The sequence below is a fragment of the Bradyrhizobium sp. S3.12.5 genome (genome assembly GCF_040548225.1).
In the GTDB taxonomy this organism is placed as follows: Bacteria; Pseudomonadota; Alphaproteobacteria; order Rhizobiales; family Xanthobacteraceae; genus Bradyrhizobium; species Bradyrhizobium cytisi.
Genome location: NZ_JBEPRF010000016.1, coordinates 149,368 through 163,897, shown reverse-complemented (window position 1 = coordinate 163,897; position 14,530 = coordinate 149,368). Strand labels below are relative to the sequence as shown.

13 protein-coding genes are annotated in these 14,530 nt (G+C 63.5%); 5 read left to right on the top strand and 8 right to left on the bottom strand.

The window, feature by feature from the left end; translation table 11 throughout:
• Positions 1-15: 15 nt before the first annotated feature.
• Positions 16-657, bottom strand: coding sequence for an HAD-IA family hydrolase (locus ABIC09_RS24170; protein ID WP_354110802.1), 642 nt, complete (start codon positions 655-657; stop codon positions 16-18).
• A 98-nt stretch (positions 658-755) separates the two neighbouring features.
• Between ABIC09_RS24170 and ABIC09_RS24165 the strand changes: the two genes are divergently transcribed.
• Both ABIC09_RS24165 and ABIC09_RS24160 read left to right on the top strand, forming a co-directional pair.
• Positions 756-983 carry a DUF433 domain-containing protein gene (locus tag ABIC09_RS24165; RefSeq protein ID WP_148753802.1) on the top strand — a complete coding sequence of 76 codons (228 nt, stop codon included), beginning with the start codon at positions 756-758 and terminating at the stop codon, positions 981-983.
• Position 984: 1 nt separating this feature from the next.
• Complete coding sequence (locus ABIC09_RS24160; protein WP_354082981.1) at positions 985-1,320, top strand: DUF5615 family PIN-like protein; 336 nt, start codon at positions 985-987, stop codon at positions 1,318-1,320.
• A 6-nt stretch (positions 1,321-1,326) separates the two neighbouring features.
• On the opposite strand, the gene ABIC09_RS24155 is transcribed toward ABIC09_RS24160, so the two are convergent.
• From ABIC09_RS24155 to ABIC09_RS24140, 4 genes are all read right to left on the bottom strand, one after another.
• Complete coding sequence (locus ABIC09_RS24155) at positions 1,327-1,650, bottom strand: hypothetical protein (protein WP_354082980.1); 324 nt, start codon at positions 1,648-1,650, stop codon at positions 1,327-1,329.
• A gap of 49 nt (positions 1,651-1,699) precedes the next feature.
• The gene (gene uvrA / locus ABIC09_RS24150) at positions 1,700-4,684 is read right to left on the bottom strand and encodes an excinuclease ABC subunit UvrA (protein ID WP_354110801.1); all 2,985 of its coding nucleotides are present in this window, start codon (positions 4,682-4,684) and stop codon (positions 1,700-1,702) included.
• A 267-nt stretch (positions 4,685-4,951) separates the two neighbouring features.
• The gene (locus tag ABIC09_RS24145; RefSeq protein ID WP_354110800.1) at positions 4,952-5,641 is read right to left on the bottom strand and encodes an outer membrane protein; all 690 of its coding nucleotides are present in this window, start codon (positions 5,639-5,641) and stop codon (positions 4,952-4,954) included.
• A gap of 236 nt (positions 5,642-5,877) precedes the next feature.
• Positions 5,878-6,645 (bottom strand): outer membrane protein, encoded by a 768-nt coding sequence (locus ABIC09_RS24140; RefSeq protein ID WP_354110799.1) that lies wholly within the window; start codon positions 6,643-6,645, stop codon positions 5,878-5,880.
• Positions 6,646-7,080: 435 nt separating this feature from the next.
• On the opposite strand from ABIC09_RS24140, the gene ABIC09_RS24135 reads away from it, so the two are divergent.
• The 3 genes from ABIC09_RS24135 (at position 7,081) to gyrA (ending at position 10,914) form a co-directional block, all read left to right on the top strand.
• Positions 7,081-7,578, top strand: a complete 498-nt coding sequence (locus tag ABIC09_RS24135; protein ID WP_148753808.1) for a single-stranded DNA-binding protein — start codon at positions 7,081-7,083, stop codon at positions 7,576-7,578.
• Between the two features lie 30 nt (positions 7,579-7,608).
• On the top strand, positions 7,609-8,007 hold the full coding sequence (locus ABIC09_RS24130) for a DUF2306 domain-containing protein (protein ID WP_354110798.1): 399 nt from the start codon (positions 7,609-7,611) through the stop codon (positions 8,005-8,007).
• A gap of 168 nt (positions 8,008-8,175) precedes the next feature.
• Positions 8,176-10,914, top strand: a complete 2,739-nt coding sequence (gyrA, locus tag ABIC09_RS24125; RefSeq protein WP_354110797.1) for a DNA gyrase subunit A — start codon at positions 8,176-8,178, stop codon at positions 10,912-10,914.
• A gap of 63 nt (positions 10,915-10,977) precedes the next feature.
• On the opposite strand, the gene ABIC09_RS24120 is transcribed toward gyrA, so the two are convergent.
• The 3 genes from ABIC09_RS24120 to ABIC09_RS24110 all read right to left on the bottom strand — a co-directional run bounded on the left by ABIC09_RS24120 (position 10,978) and on the right by ABIC09_RS24110 (position 14,508).
• Positions 10,978-11,286 carry a hypothetical protein gene (locus ABIC09_RS24120; protein WP_354110796.1) on the bottom strand — a complete coding sequence of 103 codons (309 nt, stop codon included), beginning with the start codon at positions 11,284-11,286 and terminating at the stop codon, positions 10,978-10,980.
• Positions 11,287-11,334: 48 nt separating this feature from the next.
• Complete coding sequence (locus ABIC09_RS24115; RefSeq protein ID WP_354110795.1) at positions 11,335-12,372, bottom strand: Y4kA family protein; 1,038 nt, start codon at positions 12,370-12,372, stop codon at positions 11,335-11,337.
• A 282-nt stretch (positions 12,373-12,654) separates the two neighbouring features.
• On the bottom strand, positions 12,655-14,508 hold the full coding sequence (locus ABIC09_RS24110; protein WP_354110794.1) for a potassium transporter Kup: 1,854 nt from the start codon (positions 14,506-14,508) through the stop codon (positions 12,655-12,657).
• Positions 14,509-14,530 lie beyond the last annotated feature (22 nt).

Sequence of the window (14,530 nt, the reverse complement as noted above, 5' to 3'; positions counted from 1 at the left end):
CGTGGCGATTGCCTATCAGGCTTTTGCCGGCGTCCGGCAGATCGCATCCGCGATCTCATCCATTTGCGCGAACATGTAATCGGGCGCAAGCGCCTGCAGCGCGGCCGGCGCTGCATAGCCCCAGCTGACCGCGCCGCACGCGATGCCGACCGCGCGCGCCGCCTCGATGTCGCGGACCTCATCGCCAATCGAAATGACCTTGCCCGGCTCTATGCCCACGTGCCGGATGACACGGCGGAATTTTGCGGGCTTACCGAACAGCGAAGCCGCGCAGTCGAAATGTGAGAACAGCGTTGCTGCCTCGCCAAGCTTCGCCCGCGCATTGACCTCGCTGTCCGACGTCACCAGCGCGAGCTGCATGCCGTTCTCGGTCAGCGTCCGCAGCATCGCCTCGGCACCCGCAAACAGCGAAATCTCCGCCGCCGCTTCGCCCTTCAGCCGCCGCGCATAGCGCGCGATCGCAGGCAGCTTCCATAGGGGCACCTCGAGCCGCCTGAGGATCTCGCGCGTCGAGGCATGCCGCAGCCCCTCGACATCCTCGTCCCTGACACGCCGAAAGCCGAAGCGGTCGGCGACGTCGTTGATGGTGCGCAGGAACCACGGGAAGCTGTCGACGAGGGTGCCGTCGAGGTCGAAGATGGCGAGGGAGTAGGGCATAGGGGGAGGGAGGTGCTTGGCAGACTGGCATCGCGCTCGCTGGTGACGCACTGACAGATGCAATCGGAGATGCTATATTGATTGTATAGAGGTGACAGATGTCGGAGCTACTGGCAAGAATTACGGTCAATCCGGAGCGGATGCACGGACGCCCGTGCATTCGCGATCTGCGCATCACTGTTGCCGACGTTCTGGGATTGTTGTCGGCTGGACAGTCGCGTGAGAGCATCCTCGAGGATTATCCGTATCTGGAAGAGGCGGATATCGACGCAGTGCTCGCCTATGCTGCGCGTCAGGTTGATCACCCGATCATAGCGGCCAAATAGCTTGCCTTACCTGATCGACGCTCAGCTTCCCCCTGCACTCGCGGAAGCCATGCGTCGCGCCGGGTACGATGCGGCTCATGTGGCCGAGTTCGGGTTGGCAAACGCGACCGACGGGACAATCTGGAACGAAGCCGTTTCTCGATCGGCCGTTCTCGTGACCAAGGACCGCGACTTCTCACTTTTACGTGCAGCAAAAAAGCAGGGACCGGTCGTGCTGTGGGTCCGGGTCGGCAACATCGACAATCGCGCCTTGTTCCGTCGGTTTCTGAGCGCCATGCCGCAAATTGGTGAAGCGGTTGAACGGGGTGAGGCAGTCATTGAATTCGTCGGCAGCTAGCAAGGCTCACCGCAACTTGCGGACGTGAACATTGATGTCGAGATCGATATTGCCAACGCAGGTCTGAGTCGTGCGGTGGGAGCCGCCTTCGTGCCAGCGACCATTGCGCGCCCGAGCGTCGCTGACATTGGCCAGTTTCAGGCATCGCCATTGAGGCAGCGGACCCCCGCTCTCGCCGGCGAACTGCCAAGCCAGCACGGCCTCCTCGCCGCGTTTGTCGGTGCCGATGATATGCGGGCAGAGCTCGCGATGGCGGCCCTCGTAGACGCAGGTGACCTGCTGTTCAGTGAGAATGGCGTTGCGAAAGAGCGTATAGGTTCGGCTCGGCATGGAGGTCACTCCACGGTAGCTTGATCCCGGTTGTCGAAAGCGACGGAGACTACTCCGCCGCCTCGCTCGTGCTCCGCCGCTTCGGCTTCCGCGCCTTCTTCAGCACCGGCTCCAAAAATTTCCCTGTGTAGCTCCGCGGTGCCTTCGCAATGTCCTCCGGTGGGCCCCAAGCCACGATCTCGCCGCCGCCGTCGCCGCCTTCGGGGCCGAGGTCGATGACCCAGTCTGCCGTCTTGATGACTTCGAGATTGTGCTCGATGACGACGACCGTGTTGCCCTGCGCGACCAGCTCGTGCAGCACCTCCAGCAGCTTCTTGACGTCGTGGAAGTGCAGGCCGGTGGTGGGCTCGTCGAGGATGTAGAGCGTACGGCCGGTGGCGCGCTTGGACAGCTCCTTTGCCAGCTTGACGCGCTGGGCTTCGCCGCCGGACAGCGTGGTGGCCTGCTGGCCGACATGGATGTAGTCGAGGCCGACCCGGTGCAGGGTCTGGAAGGTCTCGCGCACGCGCGGCACCGCCTTGAAGAACGCGGCCGCTTCCTCGACGGTCATGTCGAGCACGTCGGCGATGCTCTTGCCCTTGAACAGGACCTCCAGCGTCTCGCGGTTGTAGCGTTTGCCCTTGCAGACGTCGCAGGTGACGTAGACGTCGGGCAGGAAGTGCATCTCGATCTTGATGACGCCGTCGCCCTGGCAGGCCTCGCAGCGGCCGCCCTTGACGTTGAAGGAGAAGCGGCCGGGCTCGTAGCCGCGCGCCTTGGATTCGGGCAGGCCGGCGAACCACTCGCGGATCGGTGTGAAGGCGCCGGTATAGGTCGCCGGATTCGAGCGCGGGGTGCGGCCGATCGGCGACTGGTCGATGTCGATGATCTTGTCGATATGCTCGAGGCCCTCGATGCGATCATGCGGCGCGGCGCCTTCGCTGGCGTTGTTCAGCTTGCGCGCGATGGCCTTGTAGAGCGTGTCGATCAGCAGCGTCGACTTGCCGCCGCCGGAGACGCCGGTGACCGCGGTGAACAGGCCGAGCGGAATCTCGGCCGTGACGTTCTTCAGGTTATTGCCGCGCGCGTTCACCACCTTGATGGTGCGGCGATGGTTCGGCGGACGCCGCTCCGGCACCTCGACCTCGAGCTCGCCCGTGAGATATTTGCCGGTGAGCGAGTTCGGGTTGCGCATGATCTCGGCGGGCGTGCCTTCGGCGATGATGTGGCCGCCATGCATGCCGGCGCCGGGGCCGATGTCGAGCACGTGGTCGGCGAGCAGGATCGCGTCCTCGTCATGCTCGACGACGATCACGGTGTTGCCGAGGTCGCGGAGCCGCTTGAGCGTGTCGAGCAGACGGGCGTTGTCGCGCTGGTGCAGGCCGATCGAGGGCTCGTCCAGCACGTAGAGCACGCCCGTCAGCCCCGAGCCGATCTGCGAGGCGAGGCGGATGCGCTGGCTCTCGCCGCCGGACAGCGTGCCGGAGGAGCGGGAGAGGGTGAGGTAGTTGAGGCCGACGTCGAGCAGGAAGGTGAGGCGCTCGCGGATCTCCTTGAGGATGCGGCCGGCGATCTCGTTCTGCTGCGCGTTCAGCGCCTCAGGCACGGTCTCGAACCAGGCGCCGGCGCCCTTGACCGACAGCTCCGAGATCTCGCCGATATGCTTGCCGCCGATCTTGACGCAAAGCGCCTCGGGCTTCAGCCGGAAACCGGTGCAGGCGCCGCAGGGCACGTCGTGGAAATATTTCGAGAGCTCCTCGCGGGCCCATTCGCTTTCGGTTTCCCGATAGCGGCGATTGATGTTGGTGATGACGCCTTCGAACGGCTTCTTGGTGTCGTAGGAACGGACGCCGTCCTCGTAGGAGAACTTGATCTCGTCCTCGCCGGAGCCATGGAGGATTGCGTTCTGCGTCTTCTTCGGCAGATCCTTCCATTTGGCGGTCAGCGTGAACTTGTAGTGCTTGCCCAGCGCGGTCAGCGTCTGCACGTAATAGGGTGACGACGATTTGGCCCAGGGCGCGATCGCGCCCTTGCCAATCGCGAGCTCCTTGTCGGGGATGACGAGGTCCTCGTCGACATGCTGCTCGACGCCGAGGCCGCCGCAGGCCGGGCAGGCGCCGTAGGGATTGTTGAACGAGAACAGGCGCGGCTCGATCTCGGGGATCGTGAAGCCGGAGACGGGGCAGGCAAATTTTTCCGAGAACAGGATGCGCTCGGGCCCGCTCTTGTCGTGGATCTTTGCGGTCTTCTTCTTCTCTTTCTCTTCGGCAGGCGCGGCAGCAGTCGGTGTATCGGCATACTCGACCACGGCAAGGCCCTCGGCGAGCTTCAGCGCGGTCTCAAAACTCTCGGCGAGGCGCTGGCCGATGTCGGCGCGCACCACGATGCGGTCAACCACGACGTCGATGTCGTGCGGGAATTTCTTGTCGAGAACAGGCGCTTCCGCAAGCTCGTAGAAGGTGCCGTCGATCTTGACGCGCTGAAAGCCCTTCTTGAGCCATTCGGCGAGCTCCTTGCGGTACTCGCCCTTGCGGCCGCGCACCACCGGCGCGAGCAGATAGAGGCGGGTGCCTTCGGGCAGTGCCAGCACGCGGTCGACCATCTGCGAGACGGTCTGGCTCTCGATCGGAAGTCCGGTGGCCGGCGAATAGGGCACGCCGACGCGGGCCCAGAGCAGGCGCATGTAGTCGTAGATCTCGGTCACCGTGCCGACGGTCGAGCGCGGGTTCTTCGACGTCGTCTTCTGCTCGATCGAGATCGCTGGTGACAGGCCGTCGATCTGGTCGACGTCAGGCTTCTGCATCATCTCCAGGAACTGGCGGGCATAGGCCGAGAGCGACTCGACATAGCGGCGCTGGCCTTCCGCGTAGATGGTGTCGAAGGCGAGCGAGGACTTGCCGGAGCCGGAGAGGCCGGTGAACACCACAAGCTTGTCGCGGGGAATCTCGACGTCGATGTTCTTGAGGTTGTGCTCGCGCGCGCCACGGATCGTAATTGCGCGCAGACTCGAGCCCGCGGTCTGCTGTTGGCGCTTCGCCTTGATCACTTCATCCATCCGAGTTGCCCTCAAGGAATCCCAAAGGTGCGCGATCGCGCCGACCTAAAAGGCGCGCTTCGCCCGGAACCGGGATCGGCGCCGATGGGTATGCCGGCGAACGTAGGAAGAACGGAGACGGATTTCCAGTGGACTTTGCGAATCGTCAACGGATTGTTGGCGTGCTGGCGGGACTTGGCAGCAGGAGCCCCGCCGAGCGCTCCGCGTAAAACAAAAAGGCCGGCGGAAGGCCGGCCTTTCGTGACGATGTGACGTCGGTGGCGAAGATCAGTACTTCGCGACCACCGGGCCCCCGAAGTGATAGTTCACGCCGACCTGCACGGTGTGGAAGTTGAGCGTGCCGGTGGGCAGGGTGCCCGAGAAGTAGCTCTCGCCGCCGAGGCTGCGATAGAGGTACTCGCCCTTGACCGACCACTGCGGCGCGAAGAAGGCTTCGACACCGGCGCCGACGGTCCAGCCGGAGTGCCACTTGCTGTCTGACGCGGTCAGGCCGAGTGCGGAGAGGGTGATCTTGTTGTCGATCCAGGCGTAGCCGCCCGTGCCGTAGAACAGGACGTTATTGACGGCGTAGCCGATGCGGCCGCGAACGGTGCCCATCGCGTCGGTCTTCGAGCTGGCGGTCGCGGTCACGACGCCGAAGCCGGGGACGAGGGTCGCGCCGGTCGCCGTAGCGCTGACGTCAGCCCAGGCGCCATCAGCCTCGATACCGAACACGACGTTGCCGGTCTGCCAGTTGTAGCCGGCGGTGCCGCCGACGAAGCCACCCTTCATCTTCGGGTCACCAGAGGCGGCTTCCCAAGCGCCGCCACCGACGATACCGAGGTAGAAGCCGGTCCAGTTGTAGACCGAAGCCACGGCCACCGGAGCCTTGGTGTAGGGGCGAGCCGCCAGATCGGCAGCCGAAGCGGCGCCAGTGAGGGCGAGCAGACAGGCCGAAGCCAACAAAATCTTCTTCATATTCAACAATCCCAGTCCCAGTTTCTGTTTTGGGCTTCCGTGCGTCGGAAGCAGCATCGGACGCTGTTGTCCAACTTGGGTCGGCTTACATCATTGAAGCCGCAAGTTGTGTCTCTCAAAAGTCACAACAGATGCAAAATGTAATTGCCGCTGACCTATAGTTCCCTCCGGGGAACTCGCAGCAAAAAAGGCCGGCGCGAGGCCGGCCTTCCATCTCCCAATGAAATCAGCGGATATCAGTATTTTGCGACGATCGGGCCGCCAAAGCGATAGTTCAGGCGGACAAGACCCATATCCACATTCTGGCTGATGCGGTCAGTCTGGAATGCAATGCCCCCGGGTGCATTGAGGGTGAGCGTCCGATTGCCCAGGAAGATGTGGTCGTACTCGACGCCCACCGACCAGTTCTGCGCGAAGCCGAATTCGAGGCCCGCGCCGACCGTGCCACCCCAGCGGGTGTCGTTGGTCGAGGCGAGCAGGGTGCCGTCGCCGGCGAACCCGGGCGCAACGAAAATGTTGTACTTGTCGGCGACCACGGCACCGCCGCCCTTCACGTAGAACAGCACGTTGTTCCAGGCATAGCCGACCTGGCCTGTGAACAGGCCGAAGGCGTCAATCTTCGAGCGATTGCGCTGGTCCGGGAAGAGAACGCTGACATTGTCGCCGGAGAAGTCGGCCCAGTTGCCCTGGCCTTCGAGGCCGAACACCCAGTTGGCGGATTGCCAGCGATAGCCGACCTGGCCGCCGACCGTGCCGCCGGTGGCGTTGTGGCAACCTTCGCCGCCCACGAGCGCGCCGCCGCCGAAGACGACGCTATCCCAGCATTTGTGGCTCGAGCCGCCACCGCCGTTGATGCCGATGTAGAAGCCGCTCCAGTCGTAGATGGCGGCGGCCACCGGCGGCGGCGCCTTGGTGTAGGGACGGGCCGCAAGATCCGCTGCACTCGCCGGTGCAGACAGGCCGAACGCAACGATACCAATTGTGCCAAACAGAATTTTCTTCATTGCAGTCTCCCCAGTGTCGTCCGCTTCAATAATCCCGAAGCGTTCAATCAGGCGCGACGCCCATAAGAACCAATTCCGAGGCAAGCGTAGTGCAATCTGGAGGTCGAGTCCGTCGCCGGAATGCAACAGTCATGGGTCAATTGAAGTGCACCTAACTTGATGAATGTTAAGCGCTTTTCATGCTCTGGCGGAACTCGGCAGGGTTCCAATTCATCGCAGGATGAATAGCGGGCCGGGGTAGCGGCGTGCGCGCATGTTCGGGGGTCAAATTCCGCAGGAACAAATCTGGAACAGATGCTCGGCTGATGCTATATGTGGGGATAACCGAGGCCGTGGCGGGTCGGTCCGCCCGCGTAAGCGTATAGGGTCGGCCCAACAGGCGGCAGCGAGGGCGCGCCTTTTTAAATTCAGCGGCATTTGGAGTGGAGAGCGGCGATGGCGGGAAGCGTCAACAAGGTCATTCTGGTTGGAAATCTCGGCAAGGATCCGGAAATCCGCCGCACCCAGGACGGGCGGCCGATCGCGAATTTGAGCATTGCCACCTCGGAGACCTGGCGCGACAAGAACAGCGGCGAGCGCAAGGAAAAGACCGAGTGGCATCGCGTCGTGATCTTCAATGAAGGGCTCTGCAAGGTCGCCGAGCAGTACCTGAAGAAGGGCGCCAAGGTTTACATCGAGGGCGCGCTCCAGACCCGCAAATGGACCGATCAGGCCGGCGTCGAGAAGTACTCCACCGAAGTCGTGCTGCAGGGCTTCAACTCGACGCTGACGATGCTGGACGGCCGCAGCGGTGGCGGGGGAGGTGGCAGCTTCGGCGACGAGCCGGGCGGCGATTTCGGCTCCTCCGGTCCCGTCAGCAGCGCACCGCGCCGCCCAGTTGCCGCCGGCGGCGGTGGTGGCCGCAACGACATGGACGACGATATCCCGTTCTGAGGCGTCCGGCTCCAAGCGAGGACGCGCCCCATGAGCCTCGCGCCATTGCTCGATGCCGCTCCGGCGATCCCGCTGCATGCCTTCGTGGCGATGGCGGCCTTCGTGCTCGGTCTCGTCCAGTTCGCCGCGCCCAAAGGCACACTGCCGCATTGGACATTCGGCTGGATCTGGGTGGCGCTGATGGCCGTGGTGGCCGCGTCCTCGTTCTGGATCCACCAGATCCGCATGGTCGGGCCGTTCGGCCCGATCCACCTGCTGTCGATCTTCACGCTGGTGATGCTGCCGCTCGCGGTGTGGCGGGCGCACACCCACCGCGTGACCGATCACCGCCGCATCATGATCCTGCTGTTTACCGGCGCGCTGGTCGTGGCCGGCCTGTTCACGCTGGTGCCCGGGCGCATCATGCACCAGGTGTTTTTCGGGGCATAACGGGTGGTTCCGGGCGGCTTGTTCCGGCGCCGCTGACGACGATGGCGAGAAGCGCGTAAGTCTCTGGAAAAACAAACGGAAAAACCGCTTCCCAAGGGCTCGCAAGAGTGGTTATCAGAGCCTCGATACGCTATATGATTCCCAGATAAAAACTCACCGGATTCTCCCTTGGCCGACGACGACAACAAGAAGCCCGGCGACGAGCCGGAGCGCTCGGATATTCGCCCCGTCTCCATCTTCGAGGAGATGAAGAAGTCGTATCTCGACTACGCTATGAGCGTGATCGTGGCGCGCGCGCTGCCCGATGCCCGCGACGGTTTGAAGCCGGTTCATCGCCGCATCCTGTACTCGATGCATGAGCAGGGCCACACGCCCGACAAAAAGTACGTCAAATCCGCCCGCGTGGTCGGCGACGTCATCGGTAAGTATCACCCGCACGGCGACCAGTCGATCTATGACGCCATGGTCCGTATGGCGCAGGACTTCTCGATGCGCGTGCCGCTGATCGACGGCCAGGGCAATTTCGGCTCGGTCGATGGCGATCCCCCGGCGGCCTACCGTTATACCGAAGCACGGCTGACGAAGGCGGCGCTCGCTCTGCTGGCCGATATCGACAAGGATACGGTCGACTTCCAGCCGAACTACGACAACAACGAGACCGAGCCGTCGGTTCTTCCGGCCAAGTTCCCGAACCTTCTCGTCAACGGCGCCGGCGGCATCGCCGTCGGCATGGCGACCAACATCCCGCCGCATAATCTCGGCGAGGTCATCGACGCCTGCGTCGCGTTGATCGATAACCCCGCGCTGACCATCGACGAGCTCATCAACATCGTGCCGGGACCGGATTTCCCGACCGGCGGCATCATTCTCGGACGAGCGGGTATCCGCGCCGCCTATCACCTCGGCCGCGGCTCGATCGTCATGCGCGGCAAGGTCGCGATCGAGACCATCCGCAAGGAGCGCGAGGCGCTCATCATCACCGAGATTCCCTACCAGGTGAACAAGGCGACGATGGTCGAGCGCATCGCCGAGCTGGTCAAGGAAAAGAAGATCGAGGGCATCGGCGACCTGCGCGATGAATCGGATCGCGACGGCTACCGCGTCGTCATCGAATTGAAGCGCGACGCCGTGCCGGACGTGGTGCTCAATCAGCTTTACAGATTCACGCCGCTGCAGACGAGCTTCGGCGTCAACATGGTGGCGCTCGACAGTGGCCGTCCGCGGATCATGCATCTGAAGGACCTGCTGGCCATCTTCGTCGACTTCCGTGAGCGGGTCGTCACGCGCCGCACCAAGTACCTGCTCGCCAAAGCGCGCGATCGCGCCCACATCCTGGTCGGCCTGGCGATCGCGGTCGCCAATATCGACGAGATGATCCGCGTCATCCGGACCTCGCCTGACCCGACCACCGCGCGCGACACCCTGATGTCGCGCGACTGGCCGGCCCGGGACGTCGAGGACATGCTGACGCTGATCGACGATCCGCGCCACCGCATCAGCGACAACGGCACGATCCGGCTGTCGATGGAACAGGCGAGGGCCATTCTCGACCTGCGCCTTCAGCGCCTCACCGCGCTTGGCCGTGACGAAATCCGCGAGGAGCTCGACAAGCTCGCCGGCGAGATCGCCGACTATCTCGACATCCTGCGCTCGCGCGAGCGCGTGCTGGGGATCGTCAAGACCGAGCTCGCCGAGGTGAAGGCCGAGTTCGCCACGCCGCGCCGCACCGTGATCATGGAGCAGGAAGGCGAGGTCGAGGACGAGGACCTGATCCAGCGCGAGGACATGGTCGTGACCGTGTCCCACGCCGGCTACGTCAAGCGCGTGCCGCTGTCGGCCTATCGCGCCCAGCGCCGCGGCGGCAAGGGCCGCGCCGGCATGCAGACCCGCGACGAGGATTTCGTCAGCCGCCTGTTCGTGGCCTCCACGCATACGCCGGTGCTGTTCTTCTCGTCACGTGGCCAGGTCTACAAGGAGAAGGTCTGGCGGCTGCCGGTGGCCGCGCCGAACGCGCGCGGCAAGGCGATGATCAACATCCTGCCGCTGGAGCAGGGCGAGCGCATCACCACCATCATGCCGCTGCCCGAGGACGAATCGACCTGGGGCAACCTCGACGTGATGTTCGCGACCACCGGCGGCAACGTCCGGCGCAACAAGCTGTCCGACTTCGTCGACGTCCGCCGTTCCGGCATCATCGCGATGAAGCTCGACGACAACGAGGCGATCGTCGACGTGCAGATCTGCACCGAGCGCGACGACGTGCTGCTGACCGGCGCCGGCGGCCAGTGCATCCGCTTCCCCGTCACCGACGTGCGCGTGTTCACCGGGCGCACCTCGATGGGCGTGCGCGGCATTGCGCTTGGCGAGGGCGACAAGGTGATCTCGCTGGCGATCCTGCGCCATGTCGAGACCTCCTCCGACGAGCGTTCGGCGTACTTGAAAATGCGGCGTGCAGTTGTCGGCGAAGCTGCGGCCGAGGAGCCGGCAGTGGACGCCGAGGTCGAGGAGACCTCCGGCAGCTTCCAGCTCTCGCAGGAGCGCTATATCGAGATGTCGGCGGCCGAGCAGGTCGTGCTCACCGTCTCCGTCAATGGCTATGGCAAGCGGACCTCGTCCTACGAATACCGCACCACTGGCCGCGGCGGCAAAGGCATCGTCGCCATGAGCGTCAACAACCGCAACGGCAACCTCGTCGCGTCCTTCCCCGTGGAGGATGCCGATCAAATCATGCTGGTCACCGACAAGGGCCAGCTAATCCGCTGCCCGGTCGAAGGCATCCGCATCGCCGGCCGCTCGACGCAAGGTGTCATCGTGTTCGATACCGCCGAGGATGAGCACGTCGTCTCGGTCGAGCACATCACGGAAGAGGCGGAGAGCGGCAACGGCGAGAACGGCAACGGTGGCTAGCGAGCGGTCCCGTGCACAGGCGAGAATATCGCGCCGTTCGCCGCGCGATATCCATCGTACTGGTCACGTGCACTTCCACGGATCCGGGTCGGGACACGCGTCGCCTTGAAGGTTGTGCTGCGCGAGGAAGTTGTTGATGATGCGCTGGCTGGCGCCCGAAATTGTGATCGACGCATCGTTGTTCTTCGCGTGCGCAATGAATTTGGCGGCTCGTTTTTTGCGTTGAAGCAAACGGACGAAATGTACGACCTTATGCAGAGGCACGGTCGCGCTACCCGTTCTCCGTGCGGCAGCCCCCTTCTTCGTCGTTTTTGCAACCTTTGTCTTCTTCGCAGCTTTCGCTGTTCGCGATGCCTTTGCCTTCTTCGCCATAAGCCGTCCCCTTCGGTCGCGTTGCAATCTAGATGCGAGCAGCTGAACTCAAGGTGATGGAACGATCGTGACTTGCTGGCTCTTGGCTTGATCGTTCGCGATTACGGCCAGCCGCTCGGATGCACTGCCGCCGCCAATCACCCGATTGCCGATAAACAGGCCGCCGCTCACGGTGGCAGGCCTCGTGGGTGTTAGGCCGTTTGCGAAGCGCCGTTGCGAGAACAGGTAGGAACGTACGGGCGCAAGATCAGGCGCGTCGGATTTATCGATCGCGACTCCGACAACGACTTCATGCACGTCGGAGCGCTTGAAGCTGGCAGTCAGGGCTGCATCCGACACCTGGAGGGCCGTGCCCAACGGTGTGAACAGAACCGCGGGGTTTACCGACGCGCTGACCGTCGTCGTGAATGTCAGATCGTCAGTCATCGCGGGCGGCGCCCCCTTGTCGCCGGACAGGCTCTCGAAAAGCGTCAGGTTGATGAAGTCGTGGATCACCTTTGCCACCCCGATCTTTCCGGCGATGGGATAGACGTAGTTTTCGGTGACGATGAAACCAGTACAGTAGCGACGGCCCTGTCTTTCAGCGGCATTTAATTTCAACAAAGACCCGAATGTGTCGGTCGCCGTGAACTTCCGCTCATTACTGCGATCGAGAAGCGCCCCCGCACCCAGACCCAGCGTAAATTTGGGCTGTGGGGGCGAAGGTCGAAGCAGGTTCACGCTGGTCGGATTGATGTCGTTGAACTCGGCCATCTTGAGGTCGAACGTGTAGGCAACACCTGCGCCGTAGAACAATTTGACGATGATCCTCTCGGCTGAGTAGGCCGGGGGAAATACGTTCGGATTGAACTCGCTGATCGATTCAGGCTCCGCCTCGTACTTTGCCAACAGCCGCTGAGAGATCGGATCGGGCTTTTTAGCGAGCCAGCGCTTCACCTCAGCGATAACGGCTTCTCGTGCCTCGCAGCGGATTTGACGCACGATATCGGGCGTATCGACGCCCGTTACGTTTTCAGGCAGCGGGTGAATGGCACACCCCGACAGCCCGATGACCAGGAAAGACAATGCCGCAAATCGATAAAACATGACGCAGCCCCAAAAATGAAAATGCTACATCTACTGCGGGCGGCGTCTGTAGCAATTCTACCACAGATAGGAATAATCGTTGGCTGCTTACCACGGAGGTCACGTGATGGGCATCACGTGAGGTATGGCTGAAAGTGGCTCTGTATCGATTGGCCAGTTCGCCGTGCAGCTTTGGCTTTTCGCCCGACTTGGACAGATCCGAGAGCGGGCCGTCCGTCCGACACAAACTAAGTGGTGCTTCCGAGATATTCCCGCTGCATGGCACGGGATAAGCGGGCAGTGCTAAATCTCCAGCTCCGTGCCGAACTCCACGACCTGCTTGGTCGGCACGCCGAAGAACGCCGCCGAACGTTCGGCGTTGCGCTGGAGGAAGGCGAACAGGCCTTCGCGCCAGACCCACATGCCCGGGATGTCCTCGCTCGGGATGATGGTCTCGCGGCCGACATAATAGGTGATGTCGGAGAGGTCGATGCCGGGCAACTTGCCCTGGCGGCACGCGAGCGTCAGACCCTCATAAATCGTCGGGTTCTGCATGAAGCCGTAATGCAGGATCACGCGCGTGATGCCGGGGATGATCTCTATCACCTCGCAGCGGTCCGGGTCGGCGATGTGAGGCAGCTCCTCGATCAGCACGGTGACGAGGACGACGCGCTCGTGCAGCACGTGGTTGTGCTTGACGAATTGCGTCAGCGCGAGCGGCACGCCGTTCGGCGCGGACGCGAGGAACACGGCGGTGCCGGGGAGACGTGCGCTGCATTTGTTGACCGCAGTCTCGATCAGGTCCTCTTCGGGCTGGCGCAGCTTTCCGCGCGCCGCCTCGACCAGCTTCACTCCGGCGCGCCAGGTCAGCATCAGGAAGGCGACGAGGGCGGCGAGCAGCAGCGGAAACCAGCCACCCTCGAACAGCTTGATCGAGTTGGCGGAGAAGAAGACCACGTCGATCACGAAGAAGAAGCCGTTCACGGGGACCACGAGCCAGGGCGAATAGCCCCACTGGATCGCGACCAGGGCGGCGAGCAGCGTGGTGATGGCCATCAGCAGCGAGACTGCGATACCGTAGGCGCCGGCGAGCGCGTCCGATGTGCCGAAGCTGACCACCGCGCCGAGGGTTGCGGCGGCGAGCAGCCAATTCACCAGCGGCACGTAGATCTGGCCGATCGCGGCGCTCGTGGTGTGGCGGATCTGCATGCGCGGCAGGAAGCCGAGCTGGATCGACTGCTGGGTCAGCGAGAATACGCCGGAGATGATCGCTTGCGAGGCGATCACGGTCGCCACAGCCGAGAACGCGACCAGCGCGTAATGCAGGACATCGGGGCAGAGCTGGAAGAACGGGTTCTCGATCATGCCCGGGTCGATGATCAGGAGCGCGGCCTGGCCGAAATAATTCAGCACCAGCGCCGGCAGGCAGATCGCGAACCACGCCAGCCGGATCGGCAGGCGCCCGAAATGGCCCATGTCGGCATACATGGCCTCGCCGCCGGTCACGGCAAGGAAGGCCGCGCCGAGGATCGCGAACGAGATATGGAAATCCTGGTGGATCAGGAAGTCGAAGGCGTAGAGCGGGCTCAGCGCCGCCAGCACCGCCGGCGCCTTGATGATGCCGTGGATGCCGAGCGCGGCCAGCACGAAGAACCAGGCCAGCATCACCGGTCCGAAGATGCGGCCGATGAAGCCGGTGCCCTGCTTTTGCATCACGAACAGGCCGACCAGGATGACGATGGTGATGGGCACGACCGCCGGCGCGAGCGAGGGGGCGTCGACCTTGAGACCCTCGATGGCTGACAGCACCGAGATCGCCGGCGTGATCGCGCCATCGCCATAGAGCAGCGCCGCGCCGATCAGGCCGACCACAAGGAGATGGGCGCGCCAGGTGCCTGGCTGCGCGTGACGGGCATGCAGCAGCGCCAGCAGCGCGACGATGCCGCCTTCGCCGCGGTTATCCGCGCGCAGGATCAGTAGTGCGTATTTCAGCGAGATGATCAGCAGCAGCGCCCACAGGATCAGCGAGGCAACGCCCAGGACGGCCTCGGGAGACACTGTGCCGCCATGCGCTGCCGCCTTGGCGGCTTCCTTCAGGGCGTAGAGGGGGCTGGTGCCGATATCGCCATAGACCACCCCGAGGGCGCCCAAGGTCATGGCAATCGGCAGCGGGTCAGGA